The organism is Brevibacillus sp. LEMMJ03 (genome assembly GCF_007197875.1).
Lineage (GTDB): Bacteria > Bacillota > Bacilli > Brevibacillales > Brevibacillaceae > Brevibacillus > Brevibacillus thermoruber.
Genome location: NZ_VKJN01000027.1, coordinates 1 through 20,428 on the forward strand (window position 1 = coordinate 1; position 20,428 = coordinate 20,428).

At 49.2% G+C, this 20,428-nt stretch carries 25 protein-coding genes; all 25 read right to left on the minus strand.

The features are described from left to right. Positions 1 to 117: 117 nt before the first annotated feature. A complete protein-coding gene (locus FOI68_RS21425; protein ID WP_143864241.1) occupies positions 118 to 948 on the minus strand; it encodes a ThiF family adenylyltransferase in 831 nt (276 codons plus the stop codon). Next, positions 935 to 2,050 (minus strand): Mov34/MPN/PAD-1 family protein, encoded by a 1,116-nt coding sequence (locus FOI68_RS21430; protein WP_185974001.1) that lies wholly within the window; start codon positions 2,048 to 2,050, stop codon positions 935 to 937. The genes FOI68_RS21425 and FOI68_RS21430 overlap by 14 nt, the downstream gene beginning before the upstream one ends. A 69-nt stretch (positions 2,051 to 2,119) precedes the next feature. After that, on the minus strand, positions 2,120 to 2,776 hold the full coding sequence (locus tag FOI68_RS21435) for a prokaryotic E2 ligase family D protein (protein WP_255433802.1): 657 nt from the start codon (positions 2,774 to 2,776) through the stop codon (positions 2,120 to 2,122). A gap of 79 nt (positions 2,777 to 2,855) precedes the next feature. Then, the gene (locus tag FOI68_RS21440; RefSeq protein ID WP_143864244.1) at positions 2,856 to 3,377 is read right to left on the minus strand and encodes a hypothetical protein; all 522 of its coding nucleotides are present in this window, start codon (positions 3,375 to 3,377) and stop codon (positions 2,856 to 2,858) included. Between the two features lie 14 nt (positions 3,378 to 3,391). Then, positions 3,392 to 3,742: a hypothetical protein gene (locus FOI68_RS21445; RefSeq protein WP_143864245.1), complete on the minus strand. Its 351-nt coding sequence runs from the start codon at positions 3,740 to 3,742 to the stop codon at positions 3,392 to 3,394. A 59-nt stretch (positions 3,743 to 3,801) separates the two neighbouring features. Next, complete coding sequence (gene dnaN / locus FOI68_RS21450; protein ID WP_143864246.1) at positions 3,802 to 4,926, minus strand: DNA polymerase III subunit beta; 1,125 nt, start codon at positions 4,924 to 4,926, stop codon at positions 3,802 to 3,804. 109 nt (positions 4,927 to 5,035) lie between these two features. After that, a complete protein-coding gene (gene radC, locus FOI68_RS21455; RefSeq protein ID WP_143864280.1) occupies positions 5,036 to 5,701 on the minus strand; it encodes a RadC family protein in 666 nt (221 codons plus the stop codon). A 115-nt stretch (positions 5,702 to 5,816) separates the two neighbouring features. Then, positions 5,817 to 6,293, minus strand: coding sequence for a DUF6573 family protein (locus FOI68_RS21460; protein WP_143864247.1), 477 nt, complete (start codon positions 6,291 to 6,293; stop codon positions 5,817 to 5,819). A gap of 114 nt (positions 6,294 to 6,407) precedes the next feature. Next, on the minus strand, positions 6,408 to 6,872 hold the full coding sequence (locus tag FOI68_RS21465; protein ID WP_143864248.1) for a hypothetical protein: 465 nt from the start codon (positions 6,870 to 6,872) through the stop codon (positions 6,408 to 6,410). 72 nt (positions 6,873 to 6,944) lie between these two features. Next, the gene (locus FOI68_RS21470; RefSeq protein WP_143864249.1) at positions 6,945 to 7,958 is read right to left on the minus strand and encodes a DUF932 domain-containing protein; all 1,014 of its coding nucleotides are present in this window, start codon (positions 7,956 to 7,958) and stop codon (positions 6,945 to 6,947) included. Between the two features lie 13 nt (positions 7,959 to 7,971). Continuing rightward, positions 7,972 to 8,664 (minus strand): PD-(D/E)XK nuclease family protein, encoded by a 693-nt coding sequence (locus FOI68_RS21475; protein ID WP_143864250.1) that lies wholly within the window; start codon positions 8,662 to 8,664, stop codon positions 7,972 to 7,974. Further along, on the minus strand, positions 8,661 to 9,413 hold the full coding sequence (locus FOI68_RS21480; protein ID WP_143864251.1) for a hypothetical protein: 753 nt from the start codon (positions 9,411 to 9,413) through the stop codon (positions 8,661 to 8,663). Before FOI68_RS21480 ends, FOI68_RS21475 begins: the two co-directional genes overlap by 4 nt. Continuing rightward, positions 9,410 to 10,459, minus strand: a complete 1,050-nt coding sequence (locus tag FOI68_RS21485) for a hypothetical protein (RefSeq protein WP_143864252.1) — start codon at positions 10,457 to 10,459, stop codon at positions 9,410 to 9,412. The genes FOI68_RS21480 and FOI68_RS21485 overlap by 4 nt, the downstream gene beginning before the upstream one ends. Positions 10,460 to 10,590: 131 nt before the next feature. Beyond that, the gene (ssb, locus tag FOI68_RS21490; protein ID WP_035298771.1) at positions 10,591 to 11,031 is read right to left on the minus strand and encodes a single-stranded DNA-binding protein; all 441 of its coding nucleotides are present in this window, start codon (positions 11,029 to 11,031) and stop codon (positions 10,591 to 10,593) included. Positions 11,032 to 11,156: 125 nt separating this feature from the next. Further along, positions 11,157 to 11,597 (minus strand): PIN domain-containing protein, encoded by a 441-nt coding sequence (locus FOI68_RS21495; RefSeq protein ID WP_143864253.1) that lies wholly within the window; start codon positions 11,595 to 11,597, stop codon positions 11,157 to 11,159. Further along, a complete protein-coding gene (locus FOI68_RS24145; RefSeq protein WP_255433795.1) occupies positions 11,594 to 11,725 on the minus strand; it encodes a hypothetical protein in 132 nt (43 codons plus the stop codon). The genes FOI68_RS21495 and FOI68_RS24145 overlap by 4 nt, the downstream gene beginning before the upstream one ends. Positions 11,726 to 12,301: 576 nt before the next feature. Then, positions 12,302 to 12,799: a hypothetical protein gene (locus tag FOI68_RS21500; protein ID WP_143864254.1), complete on the minus strand. Its 498-nt coding sequence runs from the start codon at positions 12,797 to 12,799 to the stop codon at positions 12,302 to 12,304. Positions 12,800 to 12,886: 87 nt separating this feature from the next. Continuing rightward, on the minus strand, positions 12,887 to 13,762 hold the full coding sequence (locus FOI68_RS21505) for a hypothetical protein (protein ID WP_143864255.1): 876 nt from the start codon (positions 13,760 to 13,762) through the stop codon (positions 12,887 to 12,889). A gap of 74 nt (positions 13,763 to 13,836) precedes the next feature. Next, positions 13,837 to 14,016 (minus strand): hypothetical protein, encoded by a 180-nt coding sequence (locus FOI68_RS21510; protein WP_143864256.1) that lies wholly within the window; start codon positions 14,014 to 14,016, stop codon positions 13,837 to 13,839. A gap of 158 nt (positions 14,017 to 14,174) precedes the next feature. After that, positions 14,175 to 15,668 carry a type IV secretory system conjugative DNA transfer family protein gene (locus tag FOI68_RS21515; protein WP_143864257.1) on the minus strand — a complete coding sequence of 498 codons (1,494 nt, stop codon included), beginning with the start codon at positions 15,666 to 15,668 and terminating at the stop codon, positions 14,175 to 14,177. 19 nt (positions 15,669 to 15,687) lie between these two features. Beyond that, positions 15,688 to 16,809, minus strand: a complete 1,122-nt coding sequence (locus tag FOI68_RS21520) for a DUF1173 family protein (protein ID WP_185974003.1) — start codon at positions 16,807 to 16,809, stop codon at positions 15,688 to 15,690. Beyond that, entirely contained in the window at positions 16,806 to 17,879 is a 1,074-nt protein-coding gene (locus FOI68_RS21525; RefSeq protein ID WP_143864259.1) for a ParB/RepB/Spo0J family partition protein, read from the minus strand. Before FOI68_RS21525 ends, FOI68_RS21520 begins: the two co-directional genes overlap by 4 nt. A gap of 16 nt (positions 17,880 to 17,895) precedes the next feature. After that, positions 17,896 to 18,399 (minus strand): hypothetical protein, encoded by a 504-nt coding sequence (locus tag FOI68_RS21530; RefSeq protein ID WP_143864260.1) that lies wholly within the window; start codon positions 18,397 to 18,399, stop codon positions 17,896 to 17,898. Beyond that, positions 18,396 to 19,130: a hypothetical protein gene (locus FOI68_RS21535; RefSeq protein ID WP_143864261.1), complete on the minus strand. Its 735-nt coding sequence runs from the start codon at positions 19,128 to 19,130 to the stop codon at positions 18,396 to 18,398. The genes FOI68_RS21530 and FOI68_RS21535 overlap by 4 nt, the downstream gene beginning before the upstream one ends. Before the next feature lie 608 nt (positions 19,131 to 19,738). Next, positions 19,739 to 20,308, minus strand: coding sequence for a hypothetical protein (locus FOI68_RS21540; RefSeq protein ID WP_143864262.1), 570 nt, complete (start codon positions 20,306 to 20,308; stop codon positions 19,739 to 19,741). Positions 20,309 to 20,428 lie beyond the last annotated feature (120 nt).

Below are 20,428 nucleotides of genomic sequence, written 5' to 3' on the forward strand. Positions count from 1 at the left end.
GACCTCTCCCCGGTTGAATATCGAGAAGCGATCGCCGCTTAGGTGATTCCTCTTTTTTTACTGTCTACTTGACGGGGCTATGACCAGGCGACAGTACCATTCATGTGCTCATTCACACTATGAGCTAATCCTTTCTCCACGCATGTACATTTTCTTCGCGTGGAAGAACGTCACGTGTGTAGACAACGTTCTCTCCCTAAATAATTCATTTAAGTAGCCGGCCACTGCCTGCGCTGCAAACCGGTTGGTTATCAACCGCTGCGGCTCGGATGCGATCACTTGGGAACAAGCCATTCCAGAAGGAGCGATCTCGTCCTCATCCTCCAATATGTCTGGAAAGCAGCTAGCCACCGGTTCCAGAACCGTTTTTCCGTTCAATCTCAATCCGGCTACTACTTGTCCGGTCCATCCGGTATTCGCGTGAAGCTGCTTCTCCTCCTCCGTCCACTCTTCACGTGGCCGGCCATCACGAGGAACCCAGGCAGCTTCCACTCCCACATCGATATAGAGAAGCTTCTCTTGACTTTGAAAGTAACTGTGCATGACCTGGCGTGTGTAGTTGTTATCCACTGCGCCGATCAGAATTGGGAGAAAAAACGTGTCCCAACTGTAACACCCGCGATAATCCGTGAACTGAAACAACCAGTTTAACGTTCTCTCATCCTCAACGTACCGTTCATCGAACGCAGCGATTGGGACTTGATAATGGCTGCGGTACCGGTTAGCCAGTACCGCAGCTTTCTTCTGTCCGACATCCTTTGGTATAAAGAGTTGATTAGTCAAATTCTTTTGTTCTACCGTATCCGGATCGGCCACCAGGTAAAACCCCTGTACCTTGAATATATTCATCATTTGAGCGCATTGCTGCAGAATATATCCGCCATTTGCGCCTGCGCCGATCTGAACAATATAGTAAAAGATCTTCTTCCGTTCGTTAAACCGTATCATTGTCTCCCACTCCTTTCACGGACACTTGAGGAAAGTCCAGGCTCGTCGGATACTCCAACGGTGATTCAAAGACGATATGGGGATTGATGAACAAATACTCCCCGTCCAGGCACGTCCTCACCAGGATTTGCGGGAAGAAATCCAGCACCCTTCCCACAACCGCATATAGGATTGGCGCCTGCTCAGATCGATCATCTTGGGAAGAAAAGTAGGCTTCCATCGTATGGTGAGAGTGGATTTCCATCACTTTCACGACGTTTTCCACGTAAGCTACTTGCTCAGTTGGTTCACACATATCACTGCTCACAATTTGTGAAGGTATCACCAGTCGATACCCTTCTTCTCCCCAATAAATCTCTCCATGAACCTCAGCGCCATATGTCCGGGCGAAGTGGCGGGCGACAACCAAAAACTGCGTCAAAATCCCCCAGGGAATCCTGGGGAATTTTAGACGCACACCTTCTACCAACGCCGGAACACTTGGAACCTTCCGGGCTTTTTTGCAGATCGTTAACGCTTCTGTTTCGCGGATATGGTACATATGACCATCAGCTCCGGGAAGGTACATGTTTGACCGGCGATTTGCCACAGCATCCTCCAGCTTCAGATAGATACCATGTCGGCGTTCCAAGATCATGCCGCTTCCTTTCTTTCGTGCGGTTAGAACAGGGATAATCATATTCTTTTCCTTAATGAATGTCATCGTTGTTAACTCTTCAGTTAGTTCGCCAAAGTCGTTCTCCATCCGTTTCCTCACGTCTTCGCCAGTAATGTTCCTCAATTTCTCTTCGGTGTTGTCTCCTGTAGTTTGTTCAACAGTTGGAGAACTGTCTGGAAGACCATTCGTGATTTCTTCCGGTGTAAAGTAATCGGTCAGAGGAATGTTCTCCCCGCCATACCGGATGATCGTCTCGGTGTTTAGTTCCCATGTATCCGGTTCACTTTTCGTGACAGATGCAGCCGTTTTCTTTTGGTCCTTGGAAGCTACCCGTGATTTAGTGGCTGCCGTCGTCCTTTTGCCCTTTCCTGTGTCATGGATGGCCTCCGGTTCCTCTTCTCCTAAAAAGCTGAACAAAGTTTCTTGATACAGTTTGTCAGTCATGTTTTCCATGCCTCCTCATGCATTCATTTCATAAAAAAAAAGACTGTAGCTTTCGCCAAAGTCTTTGATCTACAGTTCTTGGCAGTATTGTCCAAACGTTTGTTGCTTGGATGTTAACCATTCCTCTGGAAAATCCTGTCCTTGCATGCGATTGTATAGCTCCCGTAAATCACTGATCCCGGATTCGTTCCGGTTTGTGTTGTAATAGCAGGTAGAACTGGGAGCCGCAAAAAAGACCTGGTGCATGGTAGCAAGTTGAGCCAAGTCTTTGATAACCGGCAACGGATTTCCCCCCATACAAACCACACCATTCGATACATTCGCGTAAGGAAACTTGTATAGTTCGGTGTCCTCGCGAATCCTCCCCTTGTCCTTTACGGCCAAGATGTGCAGCTGTTGAATGCGACCATCCCGAATTCGGTACCCAAACAACATTCGCGGGAATCCCACTTGTTCAAAAGCGGTGTTGTAATAGGCGATGTCCCATTTTCCTTTCGGCACCTCGATAAATACCATCTGGATCTTCTGCGCTCGATTAATCCAAATGTGTTTGACACAGTTGACGGGTAAAGTAGGAGTCTCGACACGTATTGCTGGATTTTTCATCCGTTTCCTTCCGATGATTTTTCGTAGTCGTTTCCGTTTCTGAACCCCGAGGATTCTCATTGGTCTTAAATTCTCCGATTCAGAATTTCGAATGGACTCGACAAAGTCATCAAAACTCATCACGTATTCGTCTACCTTTACACCCTCCGATGAGGTTACCTGGACAGTACAGTATGGTGTGTGCTGCGTAAAATCATCACTAAACTTCACAGTAAAATGCAGCATACCTCGCACCTCTATTTCCTTTTAGGTATTGGGCATACACCAACAACTTATCGAGTGTCTTTCTGATCTGGATGAGCTCATGAATGAACTGATTGAAATAGGACGGACTTTCGTGGATCTCGATGATAAAGCCCATTTTCTTCAGTTCGATGATCATCTCAGCTCCTGTCCAGTCGCAAACAACTCTCTTATTCCATCTGAGCTGGCTTTCGACCCATTCTTTTGTAAACACCCCAAGAAGTTCTTCGACGTCTGGACAAAGGATGACAAACTTCCGGATGTCATATGACCCGTCTTCCTCTTCTTCCTCAGCACAAGCACCAAACAGTCGCTCCGTTGCCATCATAAAGATATCTCCACCCATGTTTTCAAATGCATAATCCGTTACCCAGCACCCCATGTCGGATACCCGGTACCCAGCATCGTGAAGGAGCTTTAACGAAAGCAAATTATCCAAGGACGACTGAATGACTTGGCAATCCTCGATACTAAACATCTCAATGCTCTCCTTCAGATAAAATCGTCTTCTTCTGCATACTGTTTTTTCCTTGAATGAAGCAGTGTGTAAATGTTCTGCGTGCTCCTGACATACTCATAGATCACGTTGTACCAATTGGCACGCTCAGTCTCTTCATCATAGATGTCTTCCATCGAATACAGCGCGTGAGCTTCATTGTATACGTAATCCAGTTCGTCCAGTGTGAAGCTGTCAAAATCGACTTCTGATGCATCGGCGCCGGCATACAAGTATTCGACGATGCGAAACATTCCAGGAGTTTGCATACGTGGAATTTTTGATGGGATGCTGCGCTCCTGGAGCTGTTTTAGGAACTCAACAGTAGAAAATCTCCTTTTCTTCATCGCTCATGCATCCTTTCAAAAGCACAGAAGGGAAATGAAATCCCCTTCTGCTCTGTAAATTATGCCGATCGCACAGGTAGAATCAAGGCAAACCCTGGTTCATCACCTGTCGGTCGGATGATAATCGGTGCATTTGCTCCTGATGCTTGAAACATGACTTCTTTGGCCTTCATATGGCGTAAGGCTTCCAGAAGATACTTCGTGCTGAACTTCATCTCGAAAATATCGCCTTCGAGATCCGAGATAAACACCTCCTCCTGCACTTTTCCCATTCCCTCCTGACTGGCCGAAATGAGAAGAGAAGGCATTACGGATGGTATCACCTGTAAGCGACACATATTGGCTTTTCCTTCTTTGGAGACGATGCTCACCCGTTCCATTACCTTGACTAATTCATCCCGATTTGCCACAAATGTTGTCGAAAAAATTGTCGGGATTACCCTGGATGTTTCCGGGTAGGTACCGGAAATTAGCCTAGAAGCATACGTTACGTTCTTGCAAGTGAGTCGTAACGAGTTCTCTGTGCAGTGGATGGTGACCTTATCGGTCTTGTCCTCAATTAGCTTTACCATCTCTTCTGCAGCTGTGGCAGGCAAAATCATCTTCGGTAAATTCAGTTCTTGATCCAGTTGCACTGTCCAAGAGCTCAGCCTATGAGAATCCGTTGCGACAAACGTTACTGCCTTTTCCTTGCTAAAGATATGGATGCCCTGCAGGGTGGGTCGCATTGACAATACCGAGCAGGCGTACTCCAAACGTAACCCGTTTGCCAAATCCGCTGCTTGTAACTCAACACAAACGCCGGTATCGTCCAACGAAAAGGATGGGTACTCATCAGCTTTCATCGTCTTTAGCTCGAAAGTCGATTTCCCCGCGGCAAGGGAGATTTCATTCTCACCCATTTTCAGTTGGATCTCACCCGCTGGCAACTTACGCACAATGCCCAGGAATATTCTTGCCGGTACGACTACCGCACATGGTTGAGACGATGAGCAATTGTCTTCCTCCGTTATCCGGATGGTGTTATCCGTATCTGAACCGGTAATGGTCAAAGATTCTCCCGTGAATTGGAGATGAAAACCGGTTAGAATCGGAATCGTCGTATGTTTTGCAACAACTCGGTACGCTTTCGAAAGATCAGCAACCAAGCGTTCTGAATCCTTGATCACGATACTCTTTTTCATGTTTCCTCCCTACTCGAACCGGGGCCTAGTGGCCCCATAGTTCGAGCCACACGTTTTCTTACCCCGGTGGTAGGTAGAATCATTTCGGCAAATACGTTACCTTACCGTACTAAAAGTACCTCTGTTCTTTTAAACTAATATACTTTCCATCCCCGATAATGACGTGATCAAGCAGGCTAATACCAACCACCTCTCCTGCTTGCCGCAAAATTTGCGTGATCGAAATGTCTTCCTTACTTGGGGTTGGATCTCCGCTCGGATGATTGTGCAGACAAATAATCGATGCCGCGCTCCTCTTGATCGCCTCTTTAAAAATCTCACGGGGATGCACAACCGATGAATCCAAACTTCCTATAAAGATCGTCTGCTTACCGATTACACGATTTTTTGTATTCAGAAACAGACATATAAAATGTTCCTGCGTTAAGTACCTCATTTCAGGCATCATAAGTTCCGCTACATCACGCGGGAGACGAATGGAAATCCTTTTCTCTCTTGGGCTGGTTACATATTTGTGTGCCAATCCAAAGGAGGCGACGATCCGCTGTGCTGCCATTTCACTGATAGACGCAAGTTCCATGATTTCTTGGGCAGACATCGAAGCGAGTTGTTGAATCCCGATGACATTTAACTTTTGAATGTTCGCAGCATCTGCTTCGTTTCCAATAATGATCGTCAACAGATCGCTCAGATTCGCTTCCTTCGTCCCATAGAACGTGATGCTTTCTTTGGCTTTTTTTACAAATTCAGTTGCGATGAAATCGTATTGAAGCATTTCGATTTGCTTCACCATTACCTCCCTACTCAAACCGGGCCGTGTGGCCCAAAGTTTGAGCCACACGTTTTATCGCCTCGGTGGTAGGCGAAATGTAATGTTTATTCATGCCAGTTCATCTACATTCGATGTAACTTTCTGGCTTTGATTCGAGATACAATGTAACCCTACACTCCCTGCAAAAGTATTTTCTGTCAGGATTGTTTTGTTCAGCTTCATCCTCCAACATGATCTGAATAAATGATTTTCCTTCTGCGGCTTTCCGGATGATCGCCTTAAGTGTTGACATGATAAGGATTCCATTGATCACAAAATGAACCTGATACTGAACCATGAGAGAAGAGCTATCGTCGAACGGTTTCATCCCGCTTTTTAGTGTTGAAAGCAACAAACTAATCACATTCCAGATGCGTCCGTTTTTCGTTTGTCCTACTGTAATCGACTCTTCGGGTTCAATATAGGTCTTCCATAAGGCAGAAGAGACCGCTACCGGAATACTGATCCCAACCTCTCTAGCAGTTTCCGATACGTCGACTAAACTTCCTTCGGAGATGGCTCGTTGGAAATCATCAAACGTTTCCAATTTCATCACTGTCAATCCTCCCCTCGGTTAAATAAATAAGCCAGCACCTCATTTGAGATACTGGCTTACGATCCTTTGCAGTTTCCGCTGCAATTAACATACATTCTGCTATTCCCTTCTCCGTTATTTCACCTTGGAGGAGCGGAATTGCTTACCGGACATGATACGAAAGACACCGTGTTCTTTCATCTGCTCTTCGTCCCATCCCGTCTTTTTCATGAGCTTCGTTGCCTCCGTTGATCCCAGCTTGAAGAAATCAAACGGATTCAACCCTTTTTCCCGGATATGTCGGGCAAGAGCTTCCCAATTCCCCTCCCACGAATACGACGGGACAAAATCAAACTGGGTATCTCCCACCACGACTTTTCCGTTCTGCTCAACATATTGCTTTAACTCTTCCTTCTTGGCCTTCAATATCGCTTCCAGATGAAGAATCTCAGCCGCCAATTGTTGAGCCTGTTTATGCTTTTCTTCTTTATTTTCTTCCGAGAGATCCATCGGGATTGCTCCTTCATCAATCAAAGCTGCCGCTTCGATATCCATTGGTTCATCCCATGGAAATATCACCGTTTGACCGTTCATATTCATACAATATTCCTCCTCCATTTTAATCATGGGAGAAGCCGACCCATGCAGATCGGCTTCTTTGTTTTGGTTCTGTTAGACAGCCACCTTAGCAAGCAGTTCGCCGGCGTCTTGTTCCAACTCCACCCGAGCATCCCCCTGAAGGGTTTGAGCGGCGCGGGTCATGGCCTGCATCACGTAGAACAGGCTGTCACCGGGTTCTGCCATGTAGGTGCTGGTGATGGTATCTGTCATAGACTGACTGTATTTTTTGTCCTTGGCCAGCGTTTTGATGAAATCCAGCGGGTTTTCCACCTTCACCTCTTTGGCCGCCAAAGCCCGTTCCAACATGTCATCTCCGGCTTTGACGGCAGCCGTAAACGCTTCGGCCACCCGAGCGTACATCTCCCGCTCCCGCAGGTGAATGTGACGCTGCTTGAACACTTCCCCATCGTTGGTCCAGCGCATCAAGCCATTCGAGCAAACCAGGCGGTATACCATCGGCTGAATCGTAACCGAACGGGCGCCCACCTCGGAGTTGGACAAGTGAACCCCCACCATGTGGACATCCGGTCGTCCCTCCAGTGTCCTCCCGATGTTTCTGGTCAGATCAGGGAACACAATCCGCAGGTGCATGCCGCGCTCATCGCGGTACCAGTACGAAATCCGATGGTCTTCCTCTGTCCCGATCATGGATTCGATCATGCCCAAGAACTGTTCATCATCGAACCGGCTATAATCCTTGGACAAGGCACCACGAATCATGTGGCCCAGTTGATTGGACCGTGACCGATACGTACGTAACAGCCATTCTTCTTCCGCTGGCAGCCGCTCTGCGAAGTAGTTAAAGTTTGTTGCCCTCAAATCACTTGGGCAGCGGCGCATGAAGCGAGCCGGTAGCTCCAGTTTTTGATACATCTGGTTTTCCGCCCATTCGGTTGCCGGACTGGCGGCCGCATTCGTAAAGAGTGTCTGGAACGTAAAGTGTCCATCGTCACGCATCCGAATCTGATTGGCCGGTACAACGAAATCTTCTTTTTGCTGCGCTTGACGGTTCAGTTCGTCCAAAATCCGCTTGAAATTTTCTCCTGCATTGTGCATGAAATTCATCCTTCATTCCTCCTCAATGAACGTGGTATTTTTTCGTCATGGGACATTCACGGATAAAGCTGCAGGTGGTGCAGCCACTTCCCATTTTTGGTGGGAATGCTATCTCCGGTGGCGTCCCTTTTTTTAGTTCCTGATAAGCGTTTCTCGCCTGGTAAATCTGCGTCTTGGCCCAATCGAGGGTTTCTGCAATTGCTTCAGGCGTTACCTGTGCTGTTTTGATTTCATTCTTTCTCGGAAACAGATAGGCGACCTCCGAAGCGTAAAGGCCGGATTGCCATGCGCTCCAAGCATAGAGAAGCAGTTGTTTGGGCTTTTGCATGACCTCATAGACTGCCCAGGATGTTTTCCAGTCGTAAACCGTTAGGGAAAACATATCGTATTGGACAATGAGATCAATCACCACATGGAACAGATCCGTCTCCGTAATAGGAGTGATGATTTCACGCTCGACCGCGACAATGTCCCCTTTGAAAATGTGGGTCTGCAACAGTCGATACGCCTTTATTGCCAACTCCTGTACGTCTTTCGGAATTCCCACCGGCGGAGGCTGCCGTAAAACAGAAGAAGCAATGACTTCGTGGAATTGCTTCCCGATCGCCATTGCTTCCGTTTCCTTCTCCGGCCTCCTCAAAACGTACCGGAAATAGTACGCGTGGGGGCAGGAGTCATATTTGAAGAGTCGGCTATAACTCCATTTCCAGGTCACGCCGTTCTCTCCTTCATCTTTTGCAACTCTCGCTGAATGGTCACTTCCAAATCCGCCGCTTTCTCTTCGTTCCGAATTGCTTCTACAAGCTCACGAACGATGACATCCGCTCGTTTGGCCCATTCCGCCCACAAATCCTTGGGGAGCTGATGCATCTTCACGGCGCGCTCCCAAAGACTTTCAATGCCTGTATCTTTCTCGGTTTTCCTGACAAAATCCTCCGCAGCTTTTTCCTTCGCCAGGTATTTGCCAATCAGAAGGACGTGGAACGCTTCCTTCGATTTCTCAGACGTGAATAGTTGCCACTCCCGCCATGCCCACTGAAGAACCGCGCGTGCATAATGCGGGTTGGTGTGAAACATTTTCCCGTCGATCTTCCCGAGAAAGCCCATCAGTTTCCATTGGTGTGCGGAAAGCTTCATCGCAGGATGATCTTCCCATGTCTTTTTCTTCCGCTTTTTCCTTCGGGCGGCTTCGTGTATGGCCTTGTATTCATCGATCACTTGTTGTTCGCCTTTTCCCTCCAGACGACCGATGAACTTGGCCACGCCCCCTTTTTCCTGGCAGCGAAAGCAGTGAAACGTATTCTTGACCGGATTTAGATACAGATGGAACCCGCGATCCGCTATACCGACAATCTCAGCGCAGAATGGGCAATGGACGCGAATCTCACCTCTCGGTGCAGCCTTTTGCTGTTCCAAGAGATTAAAACGATCAGCAACGTCAAGGATTTCAGGAAAAATGCTCATGCACTGCGCACCTCCTGAATCTCTTGGCCGCTGCGGCCGGCAATTGCCTCAAAATCTCCCATCGTGCGAGTAAGGAACTTTAACAATTGTCCCCCCATCAAGTTGTTTAAGTCTTGTTGGGCTACCGGATGATCTTCCGGAATCAGGACTTTGCTGCCGTTATGCAGGAACAAAATAAAGCAAGGGGTGTCGTTGATGGCTGTTCCTTGCACATCCGTTACGGTTCCCGTAATCCAACGGGGCGTATCGGACGGAGTGATGGCAGCGTGTTCCTTGTGAGCACCGGATTGATTTTGTGGCGAATGCTTCCCTTCTTGTCCTTGCGGCCGGTTCGACGTCCTTCTGCTTTCGTTTCTGTTGTAAGCGGGTGTTCCATTCTCACGTCGTGGGTTGGGTTCATCCGATGGAGCCGCTTCCGCCCAATCCTTCAAGTCCTCAACATCCTGGGTAAAGATACCTGAAGAACGGGTTGCAGAAAGCACAGCGTCAATCAGGCCGCGCTTCTTGGCCATCTTCAGAACGGTGTTCCATAATGAGTGGAGATCCTCATTTTCGATCCGGTATTTGATATAGGTTCCGTTTCCGTTCTTTTTCGGAAAACTCTTCTGTACCAAGGAGTTTTTATCAATCCCCCTCGGCAACTCGTTTTCGAAGACCCAACGCCAGCGATATCGACTTTCCATGGTATTGGCTTCCCCAACACCATCAGCAATGGTTACCCCACTGCGACGATGGATCAGGCTAATCGTTACCCGAGCCCGATAGTAGCCGGTATCTCTTTCCGCTGTTTCTTCGATTATCTTTACGATCGGTGAGAATCCATACAGTTCGCATAGTTTTTCGGCACCCGCTTTCAGCAGCGTGGGTTTCGCGGTACCTTCCAGAACGCCGTAATCTTGCCCCTCAATCATGACTTCTTTGAAGAATTGCTGCGTCAGATTGAGTTTTTGTTTCATCTCCTGCAAGACAGCGTGCATCTCTTGGGAACTGTAGCCCTCCATCAAGCGAGCTTCCTGTCCATCGATGACCGTCAGTTGGTTATTCATAGCATCTCCTTTCTTCGCCTCTCGGCCAACGTGCTATTGTTTTCTCCCGCACGAGGGATTTTGTGTATACAAAAAGACTTCTCTCGATCCATCAGAGAGAAGTCTTTTTTTGTCCTGCGATGACCCATTCCCTAGAACGGCAAATCGTCATCCGTAATATTGATTGGTTTTCCTGAGCCAGCAAACGGATCGGCAAATGGATCTCCAGGGGCAAAAGGATCATGGCTTGGTTGCTGATTGCCCGTACGAGTCTCCTCTGCTTTCTCAAGGAAATAAGCACGGTCCGCCACAACCTCCGTCACGTATACCTTTCGTCCTTCCTGGTTTTCGTATGACCGGGTTTGCAGCCTTCCTTCCACCCCAACTTGTCGGCCCTTGCGTAAGTAGGTTGCGCACAGATCGGCAAGTTTCTGCCAGGTTACGATGTTGATAAAATCCGCTTGCCTTTCTCCTTCTTGATTGGCAAACGGGCGATTCACAGCCAACGTAAACGTCGTAACAGCGATCCCGTTTGTCGTGTAGCGCATCTCCGGATCTTTCGTCAGACGACCAATCAAGACGACTCGATTCATTTCTTCTCCTTTCCGCCGATTTCTCGGCCCGTGCTATTGGTACGCCCGCACGAGGGACCAAATAAAAAAAGACTTCCTAACCTTAGCGGTTGAAAAGTCTTGGTTTCTGTGCCTGATGAAAAAACTCATGACAGGCTGTATTTACTTACAAACTCCTCCGGGGTCAAAAACTCAATCTCTTGGATGAGTCTTTTCCCCTCTTCATCGGTGACGTACTCATGGAGTGTCGTTAAACTCCGGTCATTGGAGACGACCACTTGGGCACCACCATCAATTGCGCACTCAATAAACATGGAGTCATCCGGATCGTAGCACCAGGAATACACGGTTGTTGAGCGTACCCTATTGGCCCGAAGCAAATAAGTCGCCGCTACTCTCAATGGTGGTTTCGGGTTTTGCCCTTTCTTTTCTGCGACGATGACAATCGCGGCAGCAAGCTCTTTCGCCATTTCATCCGTCATTAGTACCTGATGTTCCCGGATGGACAACGAAAGAGCACTTTGAGCCATCCTATTTTGTTCCAACGTCGCGCGAATGATTGTGCTGGTGTCGATCACCACGTTCATTGTTCCACCACCTTGCGGATGGATCTGCGAACGTCTTTGATGATCGCATCCAGTTCCTCATCGCTTAATGGCTTCGTGTTTGCAGCCTCTTTCCAGCACTCTTCCAGTTCTTTTTCAATAGTGTCCATGTCATCCCTCTCCTTTTGCATGTGTATTCCACCTCCTTCGATACAACGTCTTTCTACCCATTGTATCTCAGAGGAGATGTTCTGAAAATGCAAAAAGGCGTAGTACCTCTTTTTGCACGAAACAATCCTGCAAAAAGCGTACTACGCCTATGCTTCCATCGAGAACTTTCTTGTGGCAAGTTCTACAGTCATGCACAACACGTCTGCAGCTTGCGACCGTTACGAGTCCGTGCCTAGCTCTCTCGTAACCACCATATCGCCTTGTCTCTGCCAGGTAACGACAAGCACGATATCTTTTCCGCCCATGTTGTCCAATCTGCTTCCCTTCGCAGGATTGGAAGAGGCGCACCATGGGTCAAAGCCTCACACATTTTTTCAAGTTCTGCGCTCAACGCAGATCATGAACCTCATAGGGAACAGGTATTGCCAACTACCCAACGGTATGAGGTATCCCGTTTCTTCGCAATCTCCCATGCTCAACATGGTTGATTGTATACGAACCCCTATCCGCTCCACGGAAAAAGCCTCTGATGATTCGTATATTGGACTTGATTTGCCCATATTTTACCTAAGATTTTATCCCTTCGTCAATAGGGAGAGAGGTACGGGCGTCCAATTGTGTTCCCACTTCATCACCATTCCCTTTTCCCATACGTCCAGAGTTGCGGCAAAGTGTCCCGGCTGAACAACCGATCGAAACTCGTCCCAATTTCCTCCGAACCATAAGACCCGCTCCCGTTCGGGAGGGTGGACATCCCCATACAGAATCCGAATGTCCACCAGATCGTCTCCAATCCGGATCGTGCCCCCGCTTGGGTTTGTCTGAATGTCAATGGGCTCCACATAGTCCAGCCAGTGGTCCAAGACACGCTCCAGGATCAGTTTTTTTACGGCCTCGTCTCCGGCAACCGGTTCGATGGCGTAAACGGTCAGCTTTTGGTTATCCTCGGATTGGGCTTGGCCCCGCATAATGATGCCGGCCGACAGAAGCTGCTTAATCGTTTCCCGTGTTTCCCTCTTGGTGCCATGAAACCAGTCGGCTGAGGTCGCCGTGATGATCCCGATGGTTTTCATCCATTCCAGAAGCGGTGAGTGGACTTCCAGAGATGAGGTTTGCGTAGGTTCCCAGTTGAATGTCCATGATTTCCCGAACATGTTATCTCACCCGATTACGCGGATAATTTCTCCACTCAACCGGCGCTCTTTGTTGTTGATCCGCTGCAGCTGGATGAACACCACTTGTCCCTCCCTCAGCAAGCCTTTGTGCAGGCTCCGCTTCGGATGCAGGCAATACACATCCAAACCAGGCACGAGTTCGACCCAATACCCTGCGTCGAATTGCCGTTTAATCACGCCTTTGTACACGCCTCGGAGATTGAACCGTGTGCCAATCAATTCCCATTTGTCCTGAAGAACAGGGGCCACGATGAGCCTAATGGACGAAGCTGGCATTTTCTCGCCTTGATCTTCCCCGGCTGCCGCTTCACTCTGTGCTGCTTGCCCATCCCTAACAATCTCCTTGACTTCAACGGTGAGCGTGTGTCCTACCTGATACACGTCTCGCAAATCCTTAAACGGCAATTTCAAGTCGGAATTGGTAAACGTAAATGAGAACCCGGAGGTTTCCACGACGATGCGGTTCTGCGACACTTTCGTTACCGTTGCCGTGTATTGATCCCCTACCTTCATTCGCCGTAAAGCAATTTCCTGCATCAGTTCGATGGCACGAATACGACTGCACAGCACTTGTTCGGCATCCTGATCAATGTGCAGAATCATGACCGGAATGGTCTGTCCCAGGAATTCATTCATCTCGGACGATTTCTCCACGCCCGTTTCCATGCGCGGAACGATGCCCTTTACAGTACCGGTCGGTTCTACTTCCAATACCCAGCAGCGAACGGATTCTCCGTTCAATTTGTGTGTCTCCAAGCCGACAACATTTGCCTGAATGGCCATGTTATTTTGTTTGGCTGCGAACAGCTCCGCCCAAAAGTTCTTCTGGTCTCCTTTGCGCTCCAAAATGTTTGCCAACATGAACAATTCCTCCTTTTTCACATGAACGTGAGAAAATAAAAATAGCCCTCATCCTTATGGGAGAGTAGCTATGATCATACCTTCCAATATCTTTCTTCTCGCTCGTCCAGGATAAATGCTCCCGTTTTTATGTCCACTCTGAGGAATGGAACAAACGGTACCTCCTCACTGACTTTTGCCGATCGCTTCTTTCGAGTTGCTGGCTTCTGGGTTGCCACCATTTGTTGTTTATTGACAGCCGCTTGTCTTGCCATGTTAAATCGCCACCTTTATCAAATATCTTGAAGCCTCCGCTAGGAGAATGCCTCCAGAAGGGTTAAACCCGCTACTATCGTGATTCCTACCAAAACCAGGGTCCAAAATCGCCATTTCATCCAATGGACACCCCCACTTCATTTGAGAGGAAGCCGTATTATCCCGTTTTTCGTTTGGCTTTTCGTAACGTAAACCATTTCTCTTCTCCGGAACGATTGGACTGCTCCGGAAACACAATCGTGATCTTCTTTCTCGGCTGATCTCCCTCCTCTTGTGAGACTCCTGCTAATGTCTCCTGTGATTCGGTCGGGGAATCCCTCGCGATCATCTCTTCCTTCCGGTTTCTCGTCACTGTCTCTAACCACGCGAATGGTTTCCGTTTTCCTTCTTCCTCCTTCCCTTCCGGTATTCGAACCAGCTCCCCTTTCACAAGTTTGGGTACCTGTAATTGCCCATTCTTCACAAGCCTGGCGACAAAGTGATAGGCTGGCAACTCCATGAGCTGTGTCGGGGTAAACCGCGGTACTTCCTTTTCCGTCTGCGTCACTTTGTCCGCCGTGAATGCCTTTATTCCCATATGGGTGTCGTACATTTTGGTCTGATTGACGCGTTTTTCCGTCCCAAATAAGGCACTAAACTTCTTCGCATCCGCTTCGTGTTCGCAGGCAAAAATCAATTTGTTCCGGCAGTTGGTCATAATGGTATCCTCTAACCCGGGATATCCGTCTACCTTCAGTTGGGAAATATTCTGGATGGCGATTGTACACGCGTTTCGATATTTTCGCCCCAACGTCAATAGCCGGCGAAAATCCGGATTGAGGTATTCGGGCAGCTCATCGATAAAGGTGTAATGCGGGCGTCTCGTCCATTGGTTTCCCGGGCGACGAAAAACAGCGTTTTGAAACGTCATGATGGCAAACTGACCAAAAATGCTGCTGAGATTCCCCAACTCTCCCAACGCGGAGTTGATGAGAACCACGCCTCCGTTGGCCAAATGCTCCTCAAACCGGACGCTTTCCTCTTTCTTTTTCGTTAGCAGTTTCAACACCAGCTCGTTCCCCACCAAGTCTTCCAACTGCATCCGAAGACCGGTAGAAATTTTGGTGAAGTTTTCACTGTCGAAAACCTCAACCTGAAAAAACTCCACAAGGTCATCTCGCCTGTGTTTTCTTTCATACTCCGTGATGTGTTCCTTCAGCGTTTTGAGATTCCGGAGCGCGCGGACAATATGCAGCAGATCGGCATCGTCTCCGTACAGCCGCTTCAACAGCAAAACCGCATTTCGCGCGGCCATTTCCTGCACCAATGCGAAAAAGGCTTCTTGTTTGCCAAACAGCCTTTTCAATACGGTCCTCGTCATTTCCGCAACGACTTGAGGTTCGCCCAGCAGCGGGTTCAGACCATCGCTCCCGTCCCACGTTGGATCGATTCGACGTACCGGGATTCCATAGGCAAGGCACCCCTGGTAAATATCCTCCACAAAGTCACCACTCGGTTCCAAAATCAGCATTCCGACACGGTTTCCCCGCTTATACGACTCCAAAATCTGCATGGCCATGGGAGAGAGCAAGTAACTCGTTTTCCCACTGCCCGTTGGTCCCACAACCAAGGTGTGCAAAAACGCATCCAAACCGCCATAGGTGACAATCATCTTGTTCCCCTCCTCCCTGTTAAAACTCTACCGGATCACCAGACTGCCACTGCACATAACGGATTACCCGGTTTCGTGCCGCTGCTCGGTAAATCTCCGCTTGTTTTCTCCTCCTCTGAGGTGATCGATCTTCCAGGGTTTCATCCGGTTCGTCCAGCACATCCACATACACCGGAGGACTTCGCTCCGGCAGAACAAAATCCGGCTGATACCCCAGCCATTCCTCTGACGGTTCAATCGGACGAAGGATGGTATGCGTTCGTTCCCGCAACAGCATGAGCAACTCCCGCTCAGCGCCGCTGTGCAGCCACCAGCCTTCTTCCGTGATATGCCACCCTACAACCGGCGCAATGGATCGCGGCTCGTGGTAATCGAAGTTGACGCGGAGCGCCACCAGTTTGCCATCCACACGGTAACGAGGGATATGGCTTTCGGGAACAAGAACACGGATCAAACACGACCTCATGCCCTCAATCCCCCACCGCTCTCCTCCGATCACTTCTTCCCGCTCACGCAGCCACCCAAGAACCACCTTCCGCCGTTTGGGAAGCCGAAACCGCTCGTTAGGGACGTACCCAAACCAATAAAAATCTTCCGTCCCTATCCAGATTCGGTGATGGGACATGCAGTGCCACATGTGGTACAACACGGAGGCAGGAGTCATCTTCTTGCCCCTTCCCTGCAGCTGCTCGACAGCCAGCTTGTACCAGTCGAAGATGAAAGAAGAAAACAAGCGATGACGATGCATTTGTTCTTCCGTTTGGCCCCCGGTTCGATTCCCCGTCTCCCGGCTTTTCCCTGTTTGTGTCCCTGTTTCCGGGAACAACTTGATATGGACGATCAAGCGATCGCCAACCTTTTCGACTGAGCGCCTCTCCCCCGTACGGGACCGTTCTACCTCCCCGTAGTAAGGACAAGCAGGGGTATGTTTGTCGGAGTGTTCAGGATTGTTGACCAACGTATAGCGGCCGTAGGACGTTTTCCGTACATGCATCTCCGCTCGCATGGCATATGCCTGACACGCGCATTGTATCCGCGACTTTTGTTCATGCCATTGCTTCAACACGGTTTGATCGTAATCTGTACCGGAGCGGAACACATCTTCCGTTATCAACTGGCCGTTTACAAAAAGATGACTCACCTTCTCGACACCACCCCGTCCAGTCTTTCGGATACGCGTATCAACTGCCTTGCTACATCATGGACACGTTCCCGCACCACGGCGTCCGTCAGGTTATCAAATAACGGGAGGAGATCTTGTTCCAGTCGATCAATCAGCTTCTCTGCCTTGTCCAGTTTTTTGATCAACAAGCGGCGCCGCAAATTTCGGGCACTGGATGCTTCCAACGTGGGGGCAACGGCATCAATCGCTGTCTTGGGGATGTCCTTCTCCAGTTCAGTGTGCCATTCTCCATTTTCTTCCGGACGCTCCTCCCTCTGCCCCTCAAATGAAACATCTTCCCCCATACCTTCCCCGACGTCTTCTCCCACGTCCAACCAATCCAATTGCTCTTCCCGTTGATCTACCTGCTGCGACCGGCGTTCCCGGATGTATTCCAGTTCGCTGCGTATCGCCTGGATTTCTTGGGATCGTACTTCTTTGACATGGGAACGGGTAATGGCTTCGTACAGCTGGCGTTGTTCTTTTTCTGACAAGGCGGCAAGTTCGTTCCCGGACACCACGCCAATGACGCCACGGGAAACCAGCTCTTGCAGTTCTGGAATCAAGTCCAAGAGTCTGAGCAATCGTCTTGCTGTTCTCTCTCCCTCTCCCACGAGGTTTGCGACGTCTCTGCGTGTTTTTCTATTGTGGTCATCTTGTCCACTTTTTGGCCTCCCCACCGTGATTCCCCAATAGTCGTACAAGACCTTAATCTTACGGGCTTTCCGCATCGGGTCTTTCTCATCCCCGCGGCGAGCGTCATTGGCCATAACGAGTAGATACAGCAACTCCTCTTCGGTTGCCGATTCAATCACACGCACAGGTACGTTTTCCATGCCCTTCCGAGCCGCGATCTTCCATCGTTCATGGCCGGAGATAATGACGTTTTCCCCCGTTACCCATAAGGGCTCCTGAATCCCCATTTCGTCGATGCTGTTCTCAAGCAGCGCGGCCTCTATGGAACCCAACGGGGAATTGAGCATCCGATTGAGTGGATGTTCCCTTAACTCATCCACCCTCCGAAACTCCACTTCTTCCCGAATGAGCATGGTTCTCCCCCCTCCCTTATTCCCCGCCTGGACGGAATGGTTCGCTTGTGATCTCGCTTGTACGATCAACCCCCAACTGGAATTCGATTAGCTCCCAATCTTGTCCCATGGCCTTTTTTACCGAGCGGGTCAACGTCCCCATGGACGACGTTACCCATTGGGGAAGGGCAACAGTAAAGCGGTGACACATCTTGATGCCGGCCACGGCATATAAGACGGTCACCGCTAACGTGATCAACATCCAGTTCATTGACCCATCCCCGTTCCAATACTCCAAGGCCACCTGGTACAAGACGTGACGTACTTCATCCCCCTTCCATCCCATAAGAATCCAATATGCCGCGCCCATCCACCACCCGGAATAAGACTCCTGTTTTTTCCATACCCACAGAGTTATCCCCAGTATCCACAGAATCCCCAACCAAAGCAAAAGAGGAATCCAGGTCATCGGAAGGGTGTTCGCGAGAACAAAACCTGCTACGACGATGACGAGAAACGATACTCTACCTTCTCCCGTCATAAGGACCCCTCCGCTTTCCAGATGTTCCCCCCTGCTGTTCTCATGGCTGCTTCCCATCCGGCGCCGAGACTCAAAATGGCGATTCCTTCATCGTAGGGAAGAACGTATTCCCAATAATCAGGAAGGCCCCACTGTTCCATGCACCACCCGTTTCGGCTGAGAACGATTACGCCGTCCAGTACGCCTCTCACCCGACGAGATTCTTCTTTCGCCCGGAAGATCGGTAATCTCCCTCCCTGCGGTTCGATCACGAACAAGGCATACTTTTGCTCTTCCCAAATAAGGATGCCGCCAATACGAGATTGCTCTCGTTCTTGGCGGCCCCACCCGACAAATTCATATTTCGGGATCCATCCCCATCCGGCTTTTTCGCACGCTACTGCTACGTTCATAATCCATAGGCGGTTCCATTGCGCAACTTTGCTGTCATTCCGCCATTCTTCCCATCGACGAATCTCGATCTCCAACCGTTCTAGGCTCCACCCCTCAACGTCAGCCAGCACTTCCAGCCCTTTTTTCAGTAGATACCAACAGTATCCCCTTGGCCACTCCCGGTTGTAGATTGCTCGTTTGGCAATGTATCCGCGCTCTTGTAACGTTGCGATTCGGGTATACCCGTATCTTCGACCGTCAAAAATCCGTTGCCGCAGTACATCTGACGTGCAACCACGATACGCCCATATCATTCGAAACAGCGCAATGTCATTTGTCGTGATTTCTGGTGTTCTCACCAACATTCCCCCTTCCTTGTTGCTGTATGGCTCGCAACCGTCGAGTGCTGGGCACTCTCCCACTTGCTCGCCCGTTTTCTTTTACCGATCAACTTTCAGAACATCCAACATTCTCTCTTTCCACCCCCATGAAAATGCCGTTCTTTCCCCCGGCATTTTGACCTTTTCCGGCTGCTGGTCACCTGGGCAGATTAGGGGCTTCAGCCTCCGGCCTTAGCCCCTAATCCCACCGGAATTGCCCTTTGATTGCACAACCCCGACCCCCAATCTCCAAAACCCATAGAACGACATGGGATCAGGACACTTTTTTCATATGGAATCTGTTTTTTTGCTCCTTCCCCGTAGTTAACCCCCGAAAGGCAGATATGGAACCAAAGAATCTTCACAACACCCGGCACCTGAATTTTGCTTTCCTTAAATAGCACCGTTCAAACATAGGGAATCAAATGTTTCTAGCGAACCCCTGTTTTCACCCTCTGTATCGTATGGATTCTAATTTGATTCCATAGGATAGCGCTAACGTCATGTGGAAATTTCTGTAGATTTTTTTGATTCCATATGAAAGGGCGCTTTGATTCCATACGTATACAACCACTGTTTTTCGGGTTTTACACCATCAAGAAATCCATTAATTTTCGTCTGGGCAACACGTACATTTCCGTGTGGGGGTGATCGGCGTTTGGTTCATAGTCAAACAAAAGAGACACCCGACTTTTGTTGTCGTCGGGGATGAAATAGGCGTTTACCAACGCATCGATCATCCACTTGTACACGTGGTTGTCCAGGTCAATGAGAAGATTGGCGGGATAATGGTTCCGAATCCAGATCGCCACGGGCTCCTGGAAGTAGTAATTTCCCACTCCATCCCTCGTATTAAAACCATCCCAAGCCTTCTTGCGGTCCGGCTGCCAGAATGCTCGCAAGGCTTCTTCCGTCCCTACCAACCACTCCTGCTTGATCTGCTCTCGCAGTCCCGGTGCGTGGTTCTTCAATCGACTGAACACGGGAGCCAATTCCGGATAGACCAATCGAAAGCAATGGTCGTCCAATGGTTCCAACATCGGTTGAAAAGAGCATGGATGTTCCACGGGATTCCTTTCTTTCATCCATTCCTTTAACTGATACTGCGCTTGCAGGAGAAGTTCATAGGTTTGTTCCACCCCTGTACGTTCCCACATAAAACCACCTTCTCAATAGATTGGGCAGAGGATACCGTCGCCATCCGTTGGGATACTATCGGCATACGTACCGTTCGTTCCAAAATGCTGTATTCTCGGCTCTCCGTCGTAATTGGTATA